The organism is Pseudomonas sp. GW821-FHT02A08 (assembly GCF_059422045.1).
In genome coordinates this window covers 17,408-32,421 of the sequence record NZ_JBWKWD010000040.1, presented here as the reverse complement: position 1 = coordinate 32,421, position 15,014 = coordinate 17,408, and the positions used below count along the sequence as shown (strand labels likewise).

At 59.6% G+C, this 15,014-nt stretch carries 13 protein-coding genes; 7 read left to right on the top strand and 6 right to left on the bottom strand.

The annotated features are described in order from the left end of the window. The first annotated feature begins 209 nt into the window (after positions 1–209). Positions 210–1,013 carry a lytic transglycosylase domain-containing protein gene (locus tag AC07W4_RS23110; RefSeq protein ID WP_495034110.1) on the top strand — a complete coding sequence of 268 codons (804 nt, stop codon included), beginning with the start codon at positions 210–212 and terminating at the stop codon, positions 1,011–1,013. A gap of 27 nt (positions 1,014–1,040) precedes the next feature. Here AC07W4_RS23110 and fos read toward each other — a convergent pair whose 3' ends face one another. Both fos and AC07W4_RS23100 read right to left on the bottom strand, forming a co-directional pair. After that, positions 1,041–1,451: a fosfomycin resistance glutathione transferase gene (fos, locus tag AC07W4_RS23105; RefSeq protein WP_495034109.1), complete on the bottom strand. Its 411-nt coding sequence runs from the start codon at positions 1,449–1,451 to the stop codon at positions 1,041–1,043. A 94-nt stretch (positions 1,452–1,545) separates the two neighbouring features. Beyond that, complete coding sequence (locus AC07W4_RS23100; protein WP_495034108.1) at positions 1,546–2,559, bottom strand: FAD:protein FMN transferase; 1,014 nt, start codon at positions 2,557–2,559, stop codon at positions 1,546–1,548. A gap of 353 nt (positions 2,560–2,912) precedes the next feature. Between AC07W4_RS23100 and rsxC the strand changes: the two genes are divergently transcribed. The 6 genes from rsxC to AC07W4_RS23070 all read left to right on the top strand — a co-directional run bounded on the left by rsxC (position 2,913) and on the right by AC07W4_RS23070 (position 7,782). Next, positions 2,913–4,313, top strand: a complete 1,401-nt coding sequence (gene rsxC / locus AC07W4_RS23095; RefSeq protein ID WP_495034107.1) for an electron transport complex subunit RsxC — start codon at positions 2,913–2,915, stop codon at positions 4,311–4,313. Further along, positions 4,310–5,257 (top strand): RnfABCDGE type electron transport complex subunit D, encoded by a 948-nt coding sequence (locus AC07W4_RS23090; RefSeq protein ID WP_495034106.1) that lies wholly within the window; start codon positions 4,310–4,312, stop codon positions 5,255–5,257. Before rsxC ends, AC07W4_RS23090 begins: the two co-directional genes overlap by 4 nt. 535 nt (positions 5,258–5,792) lie before the next feature. After that, positions 5,793–6,071, top strand: coding sequence for a DUF2790 domain-containing protein (locus AC07W4_RS23085; RefSeq protein ID WP_008047217.1), 279 nt, complete (start codon positions 5,793–5,795; stop codon positions 6,069–6,071). A 281-nt stretch (positions 6,072–6,352) separates the two neighbouring features. Continuing rightward, a complete protein-coding gene (locus tag AC07W4_RS23080; RefSeq protein ID WP_495034105.1) occupies positions 6,353–7,006 on the top strand; it encodes a hypothetical protein in 654 nt (217 codons plus the stop codon). An 83-nt stretch (positions 7,007–7,089) separates the two neighbouring features. Then, positions 7,090–7,302, top strand: a complete 213-nt coding sequence (locus tag AC07W4_RS23075; RefSeq protein WP_495034104.1) for a co-regulatory protein PtrA N-terminal domain-containing protein — start codon at positions 7,090–7,092, stop codon at positions 7,300–7,302. An 18-nt stretch (positions 7,303–7,320) separates the two neighbouring features. Beyond that, positions 7,321–7,782, top strand: a complete 462-nt coding sequence (locus tag AC07W4_RS23070; RefSeq protein WP_495034103.1) for a thiol-disulfide oxidoreductase DCC family protein — start codon at positions 7,321–7,323, stop codon at positions 7,780–7,782. A 72-nt stretch (positions 7,783–7,854) separates the two neighbouring features. Here the strand turns inward: AC07W4_RS23070 and AC07W4_RS23065 are convergent, their stop codons facing one another. From AC07W4_RS23065 to speF, 4 genes are all read right to left on the bottom strand, one after another. Continuing rightward, positions 7,855–9,978 carry a TonB-dependent receptor gene (locus tag AC07W4_RS23065; RefSeq protein ID WP_008050988.1) on the bottom strand — a complete coding sequence of 708 codons (2,124 nt, stop codon included), beginning with the start codon at positions 9,976–9,978 and terminating at the stop codon, positions 7,855–7,857. Positions 9,979–10,227: 249 nt separating this feature from the next. Next, the gene (locus AC07W4_RS23060; protein WP_495034102.1) at positions 10,228–11,133 is read right to left on the bottom strand and encodes an amino acid ABC transporter substrate-binding protein; all 906 of its coding nucleotides are present in this window, start codon (positions 11,131–11,133) and stop codon (positions 10,228–10,230) included. A 48-nt stretch (positions 11,134–11,181) separates the two neighbouring features. Beyond that, positions 11,182–12,522 (bottom strand): putrescine-ornithine antiporter, encoded by a 1,341-nt coding sequence (gene potE, locus AC07W4_RS23055; RefSeq protein WP_495034101.1) that lies wholly within the window; start codon positions 12,520–12,522, stop codon positions 11,182–11,184. A gap of 132 nt (positions 12,523–12,654) precedes the next feature. Next, positions 12,655–14,838, bottom strand: a complete 2,184-nt coding sequence (gene speF, locus AC07W4_RS23050) for an ornithine decarboxylase SpeF (RefSeq protein WP_495034100.1) — start codon at positions 14,836–14,838, stop codon at positions 12,655–12,657. Positions 14,839–15,014: the final 176 nt, after the last annotated feature.

Here is a 15,014-nt window from a genome sequence, read left to right as displayed (position 1 = left end):
CAAGCCGGGACGACGCGTCGTGCGAGCAATCAGGTCTGCGCCTCGCCTGGGAACGCCGGCAGCCCGTACGTCAATGCAAGTTCCAAGGCCGGTTACAAGGGGTATAACTATCAGAACAAAAGGCGGGTCACCCGGAACAGGCCCTCCAAAGGCAGCGCCCGGGCCAGGCGCCCCAGGCCTGATCGGCGCCTGCGGCGCGGAGCGATGTGATGAGTTCCAGAGCATGGCAATGGGCTCGCAAGAGCCTTCTTGGCTGCATCGAGCTGACCTTGCTGGTCGCGCCACTGTGCGCCAGCGCCATGTACAAGTGCCAAGCCAGGGACGGTGCCATCAGCTACACCAGCCAAGCCATCGCCAGCGCCCGCTGCACTCGCCTCAATGGCATGGCGGGCGCCGGTGTCGGCGCCAAGGCAATGGCCCTGCCCCGGCTTGTGCAGGACGACAGCCCAGGGGCGGTGCGAGTTCGGGTGTTCACTTTCATCCACAGGGGTGTTCGTCAATATGTGAGCCGGCGCCCCGTCGGGATTTCCGCACGGGTCGATGTCCTTGAGCTCTATTACATCAAGGGCTGCTATCTGTGCATGGCGCCGAAGGATTTCAAGGTCACCTCACTGCGCCTGGACACCCAATCCTATCGGCGGGAGATCGAAGCCGCTTCGGGTCATTATGGTGTCGACCGGGCGCTGGTCCGCGCAGTGATACATGCCGAATCGGCGTTTCGCCCCAACGCCATTTCCGAAGCCGGCGCCCAGGGGCTGATGCAGTTGATGCCCGCCACCGCCGAGCGCTTCGCCGTGGACGATCCGTTCGACGCACGACAGAACATTCGTGGCGGCGTGCGCTACCTGGCCTGGCTGCTCAAGCGCTTCAACGGCAACCAGGTGTTGGCGTTGGCAGGTTACAACGCCGGCGAAGCGTCCGTGGTCGAGTACAACGGGGTGCCTCCCTACGCCGAGACGCAATCCTACGTCACCCTCGTGCAGTCCTTGACCGAACGCTATCGCAACCATTGATCAATGCTGCGCAGAGGACGAAAACGGTCAGTCAAAGAACTCCATACCTGCATACGGCTGGCGCCGGCATTGCTCGAGCCTTGAAGCCAGGCTGCCTACATGCACTTCCAGCCGATGCCCATCGGGATCCGAAAAATAAAACGAGTTACCTTCGCTCGAATTGGATTTCCATTCAATAACGTTACGAAGCCGCAAGTAAGCGGTGACTTCTTCAAAATCATCCTGCCCCACCGAAAACGCATAGTGGGTGTAATCAGGCTGTTTTTCCGCCGCACGACTCTCATCGTAAGACAGACAAAGCCAGAGATCACCGAGGGAAAGATAAGCCCCCGTCTCCCAGCGGGCAGCCAATCTAAAGCCGGGTAGAGCCACATAAAACTCGATACTGCGAGAGAGGTTCACAACCGCCAACGTAAAATGGTTCAAGCCAGTCAACATGAGCATCTATCCAGAACCAGTCCAATAGAACGGATGAGGATATCAATATCGACTTTTTCAACACAATCGGCCAGAAGCGGACAGTCGCATTCAACTACTGCTTCGTCTTGCCCTGCCCGGGAAACAATGACTCGAATCGCGGCGTCGCCCGGGCAACGAAACCCTGCCCCTGGCGCATGATGAAATAGGCCGCGAGGTCATGTCGCTCGGCGAAGGCATAGCCTTCCTCCGGGCCGAGCACCATCAACAGCGTAGACAAGCCATCGGCATGCAGCCCCGAAGGGTCGACCACCGTCACTGCCGCCAGTGCGTGCTTGACCGGCCTGCCGACACGTGGATCGAAGGTGTGCGAATAGCGCTGGCCACCCTCCTCGAAATAATTGCGATAATCGCCGGAGGTGGAAACGCTGTAGCCATCCAGTGCAATGGCGCGCTCCACTTGCTGCTCGCTTGCGCCGCTCGGCACCTCCAGGGCGATGCGCCAGGGCGAGCCATCCGGCTTGCGGCCGACCGCCTTGAGTTCGCCGGTGATCTCGACCAGATAGGCCTGGATACCCAGGGCCGAAAGCCTATCGCCGACCCGATCCACCGCATAGCCGGCGACCATGCTGTCGAAATCCAGTTGCGCTGCCACATCCTTGCAAAGCTTTTCGCCATCCAGGCGCAGGTGCTGATGCCCTACCCGTGCCCGCTCCCGTGCCAGCGCGCCAGCATCCGGCAGGTGCTCCCCCCGAGACTGCGGACCGAAGCCCCAGAGGTTCATCAATGGCTGCACCGTCAGGTCGAAAGCCCCGCCACTCTCGCGGAACAGAAACTCACCGTACGCCAGCAAACGATGCATATCTTCCGGCAACGCCAGACAGGCGCCGGCCGGCAGATCGTTGAAGCGAGAAACCACGGAGTCGCCGCGCCAGTTGGAAAACTGCTGGTCGAGCGCCCCGAGTATCGTCTCGACTTCGGCCTTTACTCGCTGCGAGTCGGGCGTCTGCGCGGCGGGTACGTACTGGATCGAATAAGTGCTCCCCATGGTCGGTCCGGAAACGCGCTCGACCCGTTCGCCACAGCCATACAGCAGCGTCAACAGCATCACCAGCAGGCTTGCGCGCATCAATCAACACCTCTCAGATCCAGGCCGCGGCGCGCTTTTCTACCCAAACTGCGGGCACCACTGCTTACAAGAGATTAAAGCTGCATTACCGGAAATAGCGCCCGGCACGCCCCGCACTTAGGCGCTACCCGCCCCGATCACGGCCTGACATCGTTCCCACGCTCCCGCGTGGGATGACCTACCGCTCATCAGCAAGGCTGGTCAAAAAGCGAACAAAACCTCCACTCGACACTCTGAGTTGCGGGGTGATCAATTGTCCCCCTCCCTTTTCGCTCAACGTCCTGGAAGCAAAAAAACCATTATGTGCATTAGCGCACAGGGGTGTTTTTTGCCCAAAAATTGGAGGACAGAAAATGTCTAACCATTCGTTGCAGAGCGTCGAGCGCATACAGAGCCGCGTTCGCGCTCAGCGTCAGACGCAACAGAAACCCTTCTGGCGCAACCTGCTGGCCTTCGCCTCTCCCTCACAGCGTAGTTGGCACGGAGGGATCGAGCTCAGGGGCTACAAAGAATTATCCAACGCCACACCGGTTGCCTCGGTCCCGATTGCAAACATACAGCTGGCGATTCCGCTTGAGCGCGGTCGCCGGTCCGTCCAGCCTTGCGTGCAGCCGGGACAGCATGTTCGCAAGGGCGAGGTGATCGGTATTGGCGATGACAACACCCCTTGGGTGCATGCCAGCACCTCCGGCATCGTGGAACGCATTGATCTCGCCTTCGCGGCCGACTCGGCCGGGCCGATCATGGCCGTCATTTTGAACGCAGATGGTCTGGATGAGTGGATCGAACGGCCAGTGCCGGGGCTACCGCAAACGCCCGAGGCGCTGGTCGAACGAGCATTGCAGATGGGCATAGTCGGTCTTGGCGGGGCGGGTTTCCCGACGGCCCTCAAGCTGGCCGGCGCCCGGCAGCCCGATCTTCTGCTGATCAACGGTGCCGAATGCGAGCCCTTCCTTACCTGCGATGACCGTCTCATGCGCGAACGTGCCGAGGCGCTGATCGAGTACGCCGACTATGTCGCCACCCTGATGGGAACAACACTGACGCGCTTCGGTATCGAAACCAACAAACCTGAGGCGATTACTGCGTTACGCGCCGCCGCTCGCCAGGCGCGCACCCGGGTCGAGATATGTCCGCTTCCAGCGCGTTACCCGGCAGGAGGGCAGCCGTTGATGATCAAGGCCCTTAGTGGCCGCAATCTGGCGCCCGGGACCCTGCCCGCCGATATCGGCGTACTGGCGCTGAATGTCGCGACGCTCTACGCACTGGGCCGGGCCGTCTTCCACGGCGAACCACTGGTAAGGCGCGTGCTGACGCTGACCGGGGACTGCGAGCGCCCCGGGAATGTCCTGGTGCCGGTGGGTTACCCGGTCAGCGCACTGCGCGCAGTTGCTGGCGCGGCCCCCGAAGGCCAGTTGACCCAGGTCGGCGGGCCGATGATGGGACAGCCGTTACCGGACCCCACTGCCGTCATCAGCAAGACCAGTAGTTGCCTGATATTCGGCGCCGAGCGCTACTTGCCGGCACCTCAGCCCGCAGGCAGTTGCATTCGCTGTACGCGCTGCGTGGATGTCTGCCCGATGTCGCTCAGACCGCTGGATCTCTACGCTGCTGCCGAACGCCTTGACAAGGCCAGCCTGCAGGAACTGCGATTGGATGCCTGTATCGAATGCGGCAGCTGCAGCAGCACCTGCCCGAGCAATCTGCCGCTGCGCGAACGTTTCCGCCAGAGCAAGACGGAGCTACGTGCATGAGCCTCATACTCCGTTCTACCGCGCACCGACAACTGCGCACAATAATGCTGCTGGTCAGCCTGTGTCTCCTGCCGGGCACCGCCCTGTACGCCTGGCAATTTGGCATCGTGGTCTGGCTGCAGACCTTCTGGTGCGTACTGCTCGCCCTGGGCTTCGAAGCCGGCCTGCTGCGCCTGCGCGGACGTAATGTTCGCGAAGGTTTGAGCGACCTGAGCTGGCTGGTGCTAGGCCTGATACTGGCTCGGGCATTGCCGCTGCTGGTGCCGCTGTGGATGATCGCCCTGGCCAGCTTTGCCGCGCTCGCACTGTGTAAACACGGCAGTGGAGGCCTGGGTCGCAACCGCCTCAACCCCGCCATGGTTGGCCTGGGGATCATCGCTATCTGCTTCTACCAGCAGTTGTACCCTGCCCCTTCGAACTATGCCCCCTGGACTCTCACCCTGGACGCCAAGGCGGTTCTTCTACAACAGTTGCAGCTGGCGCCACGCCTTGACCTCGATGCGTTCGCCGGCGCCACTCAGTTGGCCAAGAACCAGTTCACACTGATCACCCCCAATCTGTCAGGGTACGGCTACATCGCCGGCGGTTTGCTACTGGCAGCCCTGCGGGTGATCCGAATCGAGATTCCGCTGGCGATGCTCGCGAGTACAGCATTGTTGTGCATGGCAGCCGGCCATAGCCTACAGGAAAGCCTGTACAGCCTCAGTCTCGGCGGCTATCTCTTCACTGCCTTCTTCATCGCCACCGATCCGGTCACCAGTCCCGATACACGCGCCGGTCGCATCCTCTTCGGCGCGGCCATTGGCGCGTTGACTGAATTGATTCGCGAATTCGGGCTTTATGCCGATGGTCTGTGCTTCGCCGTGCTAGCCGCCAACCTGCTGGTGCCGCAGATCGACCGGTTGGTGCTGCGCATACAGCGTCCCTGGTACATACGAACATGAGAGCGTGCGCAACGAGTAGCCCGCGCCTCTTCGGCGGGTACTCGACACACCTTGCGTGGCTAGCACGATGCAGGCATCACCGCCTGTAAGGAAAGTCTAAAAAGGTCAGCATAAATCCACGGACATTCTCAAATGGCGAATACCAATACCCGACATTTCTCCCCCGATCAATTGGGGGCGGGTTGCGCCAGAACCTGTTCGGCCAGCTGTTGTTTTTCCAGTACCAGATGGACTTGGGTAATGCAGGCGTTCGCGTTCGCCAGGACTCAGCCGATTGAATTGAAAACACGGGTTCACCTTGCGTAAAAATCCGTCATGACATGTCATGACCTCTCGCAAAAAATGGACTTTACCCAACAAATACGAGGGTTAAAGGACGAATGGTCGAGAGCCGTCAAGCGCGGGGAATTGCCGGGAGTTTGCAGCCACTACAGGCTTTTCAGGCGGGCGCGTTCGTCGCGGTGAAGTGAACTTCACCTTCTCAACGTGTCACATTAGGTCCCCGTCAAGCGAACTTCAGCAGAGGTACAGCCTTATGAGTATGGCCACAATTGTCAGTGCAGTGATTTCCAGTCTCGCACCCAGTGTCTTCGATCAGAACAGCCTGCAAGAGCCCGGCGCGCATGTCTCAGCCGTCGAATACCACTACGGAATGGACATCGATGTGAAACGGGTACTGCAGCGCACCGATACATCCGACAAGACCGGCGTGGTACCGGTGACCCTGGTCTACGAAGACAGCGAGGGTGAGGTTCACAAGATCCGTTTCCTCGAATGGGGTGGAAGCCCCGCCGACCCAACCAGCATTGCCTGATCAACTCACCGACAGAGTTCCGGGCCTCGTTTGCTCCCCCCCCAGAAGTGGAAGTTAAACCTTCTCTGCGCTCAGTGCGATTGAGGTTTTTTGTTACCTGAAAATGGACATGTTCGAATGACTAAAAGTTCATTCGCGAAATTCACTATTATCTTGATGACGTAATGTCGCAAGATTAATTGATAACAATGGCTGGATCTAAGTGGCAGTCAGCAACGGCAAACTCTAATTAAGCCGTGCCGAGTGCACTATTGATTCACTATTGAAACCAAGAGGTAACCATGGAACTTAGTATGTTCTCTTCGTCCACCGTGGAATATGTGCGTTTAGGCGTTGTATATTTTCATCTTATCGCCTGCTGTGTGGCAATCGGGCTGGTCTTGACCAGTGACATTGCAATGGTCAAGCAACTCCTGAAGGGGGATGCGTCAGGTCACCACGATGACGCGCACATGGAAAGCCTTCAAAAAACCGTATCGCTTGCACTTGTAGCGCTTTGGATTACGGGCATTGGTATTGTCGGAATCGATTATGCCGGCAAGGGAATGGAATATTTCCTCAATCCAAAATTGCAGGCCAAAATCGGCATCGTTGTGCTGTTGACCTTCAACGGCTTCCTGTTGCATAGCGCTGTCTTGCCGGCGCTGAAAAAAACCGGTTCATTACTCAACCTTTCCTTCAGCCTGCGCATGCTCGCGCTGTTCTCCGGCGCCCTCTCTGCCGTGTCGTGGTTCTATGCCGCCATGCTGGGTGTGGGTCGTCCGCTGGCCTGGAAGTATTCGCTGGTGGAGTTGCTGGCAGCCTATCCGGTACTGATCGTCGGTGGATTCGGGGCGATGGTACTGCTCACTGCCTGGGCAAAAAGCAGAGAAACCCAAGCGCGCAGGGAGCAAGGCACCTGGACAATGGGCAACGCTGCCCTGGCTGGCTGGTGAGGCCAGCGTGAACAAGGACGTTCAGCTTCAGTAAATGAATCCCGCTTTTAGCTGTTTACAAAATGTCACTTGAGGATACCCAAATGAAATCCATGAAAGCTCTCTTCGTAATCGCCGCTCTGACCGCCTCTTCCCTGGCGATGGCCACAGGTGGCGGTGACAAGACCTTCGCACGCATGGAGTCGGCCCGGAAAGTCTCGATGGAAGCCTTCCAGGTTGCACAGAAGCAGAAGGCTGAAGCCGCTGTCGCTCAAAGCAAGGCCAAGGCCAAGGCGACTGATCACACCAACAGCTGATCGGTGTAGCGCTCCCCAATGCCAGTCTCGCTAACCCGCCCCTCACCCGCGCCGCTGCTCCAACCAGGAGAGACGGTGGTCTTGTTCGACGGTGTCTGCAAGCTATGCAATGGCTGGGTGAGGTTCTTGATCCGCCACGACCGCCAGCGACGCCTGCGGTTGGCGGCGGTTCAGTCACCCGAGGGGCAGGCTCTGCTCGCATGGGCAGGTTTGCCCCTGGATCAATTCCACACCATGGCGGTGATCCGCGACCGACACTACTGGGAGCGTTCGCAAGCTTTTTTCGAAATCATCGCCCGGTTGCCCGCACCCTGGCGCCCTGTGAACCTGTTGCGCATCTTCCCACGCAAGCTTCGAGATTGGGCATACGACCGCATTGCGATTAATCGTTACCGGCTTTTCGGGAAATACGACACCTGCCTGTTGCCGGATCCTGATCATGAACAGCGCTTTTTGAAAGCGCCCCTCCTGAGAAACTGACTATCCCTTCTGGGGCAATCCCCCCCAAACAGACGCCCGACAATGCCGGGCGTCTGTTCTAAAGGTCTGGACTCAGAAGCGATAGTTGGTGCTCAGCTCCAGCGTCCGTGGAGCACCGGGTGTGATCAGATCCACTGAACCATGCGCCGAAGCGTAATAGTCCTTGTCGAAAACGTTACGCAGCCGCAGGGCCATGTCCCATTTCGGCTCGTTGTACAGCAGCGCGGCATCCACGGTTGTGTAAGCCGGCATGACCACATTGTTATCCAGCGCGGTATAGCGGTCATCGACATAGTTGGCCCCCATGCCCACACGCCAGGTTTGCGTCAGCGAACGCACCAGCCACAGGTTGGCGCTGTGGCGCGGCGTCAAGGTGGGTACCTGGCCTTCGTTGGCGACACCGTTGGTAAAGCTGTTGGACTTGGTGATCTCGGCATCCAGAAAGGCGTAACCGGCATAGACCTGCCATTTGTCACTCAACTGCCCGCTGGCGGTCAGCTCAAGGCCATCGGTGCGCTGCTCCCCCGCAAGCACCAGTTTGGTCGGGTTCGCCGGATCGCTGGTTTTCATATTGGTGCGTTCCAGGCGGAACAGCGCCGCCGTCAACGCCAGGCGATTGTCGAGCAGGTCCCACTTGCCACCGATCTCGAAGTTGGTGGTCTCCTCTGGCTCAAGATCCTGGTTCGTCGTACTCAGGGCGAACATCTCGGCGGAGGGTTGGTAGGAACGGCTCACCGACACGTAATAGGACTGCACTTGATCAGGCTGGTAGACCAGGCCGACTCGCGGGCTCCAGGTCGTATCGGTGCGGGACAGCTCGCTGTGCGTCAGGTCATCGGCGTATTCCTGGTCGAACACGTCATAACGCACACCCAGCAGAGCCTTCCACTGCGGCGCCAGCTCGATCAGGTCCTGCACGTAGAATCCGGCGGTGTCCTGGGTATTGGTGCCCTTGGCAGTTTGCCGGTTGGCCTGGAACGGCACATCGACCAAGGCATCGCGGTACACCGGCACCCTGGCCACGTTGGATTGGTTGAAAACGGACTGGTCCTTCACCTGACGCCCCAGCTCAACACCATAAAGCAGGTTATGGTTCATCCCGGCGAGCACGGCGCGCTGCTTGAGTTCGGTCTGGTTGAACCAGCCGTCTTCCTTGCGCTGTACGTTGCCGCGATTGAGTTTCACCAGCAGTTCACCATCGGGAGCAGTGACGAAACGTGTCGGGCTGGAGTCAGCAAGCGTGTTGTTGCGATCCAGATCGTAGTGGTAGTAACGACTGGTATTGCTCAGGCTGAAAGCGTCGTTGATCCGGTAGTCGACACCCGCCGTGAACGAGAACACCTCGCTGCGGGTGTAGTCATCATCCGGGTCGGCGGCACCGAAGCGCTTTTCGCGGTCCACATCGACCGGACGGTCGCCGAATGCCGGGATGCCGAAGTCGATCAGACGCTTGTCATACAGATAGGTAGCGCCCAGGTTCAGATCCAGATCATCCGAGAGCTTGAAGTAGGCCGAAGGTGCGATGGCCTTGCGGTCGGTGTAGCCATCATCCCGGAAGGTATCACTGTTCTCCAGCGCGCCAGTCACACGAAAGGCTTTATCGCCGTGCTGCTGATCGGCCCAACCGGCATCGAACTGAGTGCGTTTTTCGCCCTCGCTGTCGACACTGACGCCGACCTCCTGCCTGGGTGCGAAGTTGGGTGCCTTGCTGATGCTGTTGATCAGCCCCCCCGAAGAACCTCGGCCATAGAGCACCGCAGCCGGCCCCTTGATCACTTCCACCCGCTCGACATTGGAAAGATCCCGGAAGTACAGCGCATCGTCGCGAATGCCATCGACATACATGTCGCCAATGGCACTGAAACCACGGATGGTGACCTGATCGCGCTGACCGTCACCATTGGACAGACCGATACCGGGGACGTTCTTGAGTACGTCCTCCATCGACCGCGCCCCCTGATCCTTGATGACGCTCTGGGGAACCACGTTGACGGTTTGCGGGATATCACGCAGCGGCGCATCGATCTTCAGTGCGCTCCTGCTCTCGGTCGGCATGTAGCTCAGCTCGTTGTACTCACTGTTCACAGCGGTTGCCGGTAGGGTTAGAGCAGACTCCGTTTCTGCCTGTAGATCAGGTACAACCAGAACGCCCAGCAACGACAGAGAGGCTGGGTAAATGCGCGATCGAGCCACCATGGACACCTTTGGATGAATTATCGCGCGAATAATAACGATTATCTTTTGTAAGTAAATACATATCATTCCGATACACAACCCGGAACGATCGTCTCAATTGAATGGGTGGTCGACAGAAGCGCTCCGTCCGGATGCCAAGCCTCGGGCGGCTACAGTTCAATATCTGACGCTCGGAGTTGACGGCTGCAGCTCGGCCGAACAGGCATATGAAAAAGGCCGCCCGCAGGCGGCCTTTGATTCACGATGGCATCAGGGCAATGCATAGACCCTGAACAGTTTTTTCACGGTAGCGTTGGTTCCGCCCAGGTACTGGTCGTAGGCCTTTTCTATGAAGCCCGAGTAATAGGCTTCACTCAGGGCCATATCGACCAGCAAGCGAAAGTCTTCGTCGTTGCGATCGACGATCATCGCCACTGGCGAGTACTCGAAGATTCGGTCCAGGAGCATCAGGTTCTTGGCCGCGCCCTCCTTGGCGACTTCGTTGCGCAGCAGCATGCGTTCGGAGAAGAAGGCATCGGCCTTGCCCTCGGCGACCAGTTTGACGCCCTCGTCGTTGCTGGCCACGGTCACCAGCGTAGCGATCACGTTGAGCAGGCGCATCTGCTCGCGAATCCAGTCTTCGGTCACACCCCCCTCCAGGGTCGCGTAGGTTTGGTTGGCCAGACCGTTGTTAATGCTGGCACGCCAGGTCGGGCCGGTATTGGCGACCTTGCCATTGAGCACATTGAGCAGTGATTCGCGAGCATCGTTGCGTACCACGACCGAGAGCCCGGCGGTGTAGACCGGTATGGAGTAGCTGATCATCTTGCGCCGTTCCAGGGTAGGCGCAGTCGGCGTGCAGAGGATATCCACCTTGCCCTGGCTGACGGCACTGATCTGGTCCGCAACCGTGACCGGCAGGTAGTGCACTTGCAGGTCGGGCAGACCCAGTTCGCTCTTGAGCTTGTCGGCGATTTTCAGGCACAGGTCGATGGCATAACCGCTGGCCTTGTCGCCTTCCTGCTTGCTGAAGGGCGCCAGGTCTGGCAAGTAGCCCAGGGTAAAGGTGTGGCTGCTGCGCACGCGTTCAAGGGTGTTGGCGCCCGCCACTAGCGGCAGCGTCGAGAGTGCGAAGGCAAGCAGCAGTCTGGTGGTTGTGGCAAATGGTACGTTCATGTCCGGTTTCCCCGTATGCAGATGTCTGTGCAGTCCTGTTGGCCACGCCTAAGGGTTTGCGGCCCTGGCCTGGTTGGCCGCTGGCGCTTCGGTGAAGCGCTTGGCGAGGAATCCATAGAGCAGGTAGCCGAAAGCGAGCACCAGGGTGCCGCCCATCACTGCATCCTTGCCGCAGGCATACAGGGCGTACAAGGAGTACGTGACTGCAATCAGCAAGACCACCACGTTACGCGTGTGGATCGCTGACGAGACCCCGGCCTTGTGCATGATTACCAGCAGGCCCGTCAGCGCAGTGATATAGGGGATGAGGTTGGTGACCGCCGCGAGGCTGACCAGCTTGCTGAACTGGGCAGCGGCATCGGGCGAGATGGTCGACAGGGCCATGAGGGTCTGCAGCACGCCGCAGACGATCATGCCGACGACGGGCGCATTCATGGAGTTGACCTTGCTGAACAGCTTGAGGAACAGGTTCTGGTCAGCCGTCATCTTCGCCGTTTGTGCCAGGGTAAATTGCCAGCCCAGCAGCGAGCCGACACAGGCCATGACTGCCAGGGCCATGACGATATTGCCGACCATCGGGCTGAATATCGTGGCGTAGACCAGCGCGAAGGGGGCCGAGGACTTGGCCAACTCAGCGTTGGGAATGATGCCCTGGATGACGGTGGTCGACAGCACATAGACCACAGCTGCACCCAGAGTACCGAACAGGCAGGCCAACGGCACGTTGCGTTTGGGGTTCTCCACGGCGTCGGTGGCCTGGGCCGCCGACTCCATGCCCAGGAAGGCCCACAGGGTCAGGGGTATGGCTTTGCTGATGGCTTCGGAAATTGGCAGGCTGTTGGGGTTCCAGGCTGCGGCCAGCACATCGGGCTTGAACCAGAACCAGCCGATGATGCTCAGGCCCGCTACCGGAATGATCACGCCCCACACCGTGAACGCACCGATCTTGCCGGTGATGCCAGGGCCACCGAAGTTGGCGAAGGTGGTCAGCCAGATCAGCCCGATCGTGCCGACGCACAATGGGATGGCACCGGTACCCAGCCAGGGCACGAAGGCGGTCATGTAGCCCACCGCCGAAATGGCCACGGCCACGTTGGCGATGGCCAGGGACAGGAAGTACAGGTACGAGCAGAGGAAAAAGCCCGACTTTGAATGGGCCTCTTCGGTATAGGCGGACAAGCCGCCGGAGCGAGAGCAGAAGACCCCGCACTGGGCAAAGCAGTAGGCGATGGCCATCGAACCGATCGCGGTGAAGATCCATGACAGCAGCGAGACGGCACCCAGTTGAGCCATGTTGGTGGGCAACATGATGATGCCAGAGCCCATCATGTTGACCGTTACCAGCGTCGTGAGCCCCATCAGGCCCATTTTCTTGCTTGAATCAGCCATCGCAAACTCCTTGCCTTTTGCAGAGTTTTGAACCTGGGTCTGGCGACGTACAGCACGCAGCCGGACAGGGGCTAACGCTTACTGCTTGACCACATGAACCTTGCAGGTTGGACGCTTCTGACCCGTGCAGCATCAGACCTTGATCACGTACCCGTACGCCCGGGTACGACCGCCTTCCTGCTTGAGGTACACCCCCTGCAACTCCGGCGTGAAACCGGGCAAACGGTTGATGCCTTCTTCCAGGGCCAGGAAGTACTTGAGCACCGCGCCGCCCCAGATTTCCCCCGGCACCACGCACAAGACGCCCGGCGGATAAGGCAGCGCGCCCTCGGCGGCAATGCGCCCGTCGGCATCCGCCAGCGCCACCAGTTCGACGTTGCCGCGGATGTACTCGATCTGCGCTTGCTGCGGGTTCATGGCCTTTTTCGGGAAGTGTTCCTTGCGGAACATGTCCTTCTGCAACTGCTGCACATTGTGATGGCGATACAGGTCGTGCATTTCCTGGCAGAGCTGGCGAATGGTGTAGTTGCGATAGCGTTCCTGATGCTGCGCGTAGATGGCCGGCAGCACCCGGCTCATCGGCGCGTCATCGCTGATGAAGCGTTCGAAGCGGGCGATCTGCGCCGCCAGGTGGGTCATCTTCGCCCAGTCTTCGGCCGGGGTGAGCAGGAACAGGATCGAGTTGAGGTCGCATTTTTCCGGGACGATGCCGTTCTCGCGCAGGAAGTTGGCCAGGATGCCGGCGTGAATGCCGAAGTCGGTGTAGCTGCCGTCCACCGGGTCGATGCCCGGCGTGGTGAACAGCAACTTGCACGGGTCGATGAAGTACTGCTTCTCGGCGTAGCCGGCAAAGGCATGCCAGCGGTCCTTGGGATGGAACTCGAAGAAGCGGATGTCGTTGGCGATTTCTTCCGTCGGATAGTCTTCCCAGGCGCGCCCTTCAATGCTGTGCGGCACGAACGGGCGGACCATGGTGCAGGCTTCGAGGATCAGCTTGCGCGCCTCGATGCCGAACTTCACGCAGTCTTCCCACAGGCGCAGGCCGCTGCGCCCGGAATGGATGCGCGCGTTGACATCCAGCGAGGCGAACAGCGGGTAGAACGGGCTGGTGGAGGCCTGGGCCATGAACGCGTTGTTGAGCCGGTGATGGTTGCAATAGCGCGCCTGGCCTTTGATGTGGCGGTCCTTCTTGTGCACCTGGGAGGCCTGGGAAAAACCGGCCTGCTGCTTGTGCACCGACTGGGTGACGAAGATGCCCGGGGCGTTCTCGTCGAGGTCGAGCAACAGTGGCGAGCAGTCCTTCATCATCGGGATGAACTGCTCGTAGCCGACCCACGCCGAGTCGAACAGGATGTAGTCACACAGCTTGCCGATGCGGTCGACCACTTGCCGGGCGTTGTAGATGGTGCCGTCGTAGGTGCCCAGCTGAATGATCGCCAGGCGGAACGGCCGCGGCAGTTGCGCCTTGTCCGGGGCGACCTCGGCGATCAGTTCGCGCAGGTAGTCCTCTTCGAAACAGTGGGCGTCGATGCCGCCGATGAAGCCGTAAGGGTTGCGCGCGGTTTCCAGGTACACCGGCGTGGCACCGGCCTGCAGCAGCGCACCCTGGTGATTGGACTTGTGGTTGTTGCGGTCGAACAGCACCAGGTCACCGGGGGTCAACAGGGCGTTGGTCACCACCTTGTTCGAGGCCGAGGTGCCGTTGAGCACGAAGTAGGTCTTGTCCGCATTGAACACTTGCGCGGCGTGCTTCTGCGCCAGCAGCGCCGGGCCTTCGTGGATCAGCAGGTCACCGAGCTTGACGTCGGCGTTGCACATGTCGGCGCGAAACAGCGTCTCGCCGAAGAAGTCGAAGAACTGCCGCCCCGCCGGGTGCTTGCGAAAGAACTGGCCGCCCTGGTGGCCGGGGCAGGCAAAGGTGGCGTTGGCCGCCTCGGTGTAGTGTTTGAGCGAGTCGAAGAACGGCGGCAGCAGGCTTGCTTCGTAAGCCTTGGCGGCGGTCTCCAGTTGGTTGCCGTGGTATTCGGCATTATTGCTGGATAAGTCGAAGACTCCATTGACCTGCAAGATGACATCCTGCAGTTGCTTGTAGATCGCCAGGGAGCGATTGCTGCGGCCCTGAGAGGCCACCAGGAAGATCGGAATGTCGAAGCCGGTGCGCTTGATGGCATCCAGCACCCCAGCGGCCAAGTCATCAACGCAGAGCACGGCGACAGCGACATCGGTAAAGTCCGTCTGGTCGAACCGGACGATTTCACGGGGATTATCAAAACACTCCCGGACCGCATCGCTGGCAGCGATTTTCAAAGCGTTCATATCCAGAATCTCTCGGTCTGCTTGACGTTGAAGTTCCAGGGACGAGCACCTTAAGGGCTTCATGTCCCGGGTCCGGAGCGATTGCCCTATTGGGTATAGTCCATTTTTATAATCTGTTACCCCTTGCCGATATTTTATCGGTGAATGCAACACCCCATCGCTTGCCTCCAACCTTT

What these genes read in the sequence shown, in the direction of transcription:
- AC07W4_RS23110 (WP_495034110.1), top strand. Translation starts at nt 210, where the DNA reads ATGAGTTCCAGAGCATGGCAATGGGCTCGCAAGAGCCTTCTTGGCTGC.
- AC07W4_RS23060 (WP_495034102.1), bottom strand. Translation starts at nt 11,133, where the DNA reads ATGAACGTACCATTTGCCACAACCACCAGACTGCTGCTTGCCTTCGCA.
- potE (WP_495034101.1), bottom strand. Translation starts at nt 12,522, where the DNA reads ATGGCTGATTCAAGCAAGAAAATGGGCCTGATGGGGCTCACGACGCTG.
- fos (WP_495034109.1), bottom strand. Translation starts at nt 1,451, where the DNA reads ATGTTGACTGGCTTGAACCATTTTACGTTGGCGGTTGTGAACCTCTCT.
- AC07W4_RS23075 (WP_495034104.1), top strand. Translation starts at nt 7,090, where the DNA reads ATGAAATCCATGAAAGCTCTCTTCGTAATCGCCGCTCTGACCGCCTCT.
- rsxC (WP_495034107.1), top strand. Translation starts at nt 2,913, where the DNA reads ATGTCTAACCATTCGTTGCAGAGCGTCGAGCGCATACAGAGCCGCGTT.
- AC07W4_RS23100 (WP_495034108.1), bottom strand. Translation starts at nt 2,559, where the DNA reads ATGCGCGCAAGCCTGCTGGTGATGCTGTTGACGCTGCTGTATGGCTGT.
- AC07W4_RS23080 (WP_495034105.1), top strand. Translation starts at nt 6,353, where the DNA reads ATGGAACTTAGTATGTTCTCTTCGTCCACCGTGGAATATGTGCGTTTA.
- AC07W4_RS23070 (WP_495034103.1), top strand. Translation starts at nt 7,321, where the DNA reads ATGCCAGTCTCGCTAACCCGCCCCTCACCCGCGCCGCTGCTCCAACCA.
- speF (WP_495034100.1), bottom strand. Translation starts at nt 14,838, where the DNA reads ATGAACGCTTTGAAAATCGCTGCCAGCGATGCGGTCCGGGAGTGTTTT.
- AC07W4_RS23065 (WP_008050988.1), bottom strand. Translation starts at nt 9,978, where the DNA reads ATGGTGGCTCGATCGCGCATTTACCCAGCCTCTCTGTCGTTGCTGGGC.
- AC07W4_RS23085 (WP_008047217.1), top strand. Translation starts at nt 5,793, where the DNA reads ATGAGTATGGCCACAATTGTCAGTGCAGTGATTTCCAGTCTCGCACCC.
- AC07W4_RS23090 (WP_495034106.1), top strand. Translation starts at nt 4,310, where the DNA reads ATGAGCCTCATACTCCGTTCTACCGCGCACCGACAACTGCGCACAATA.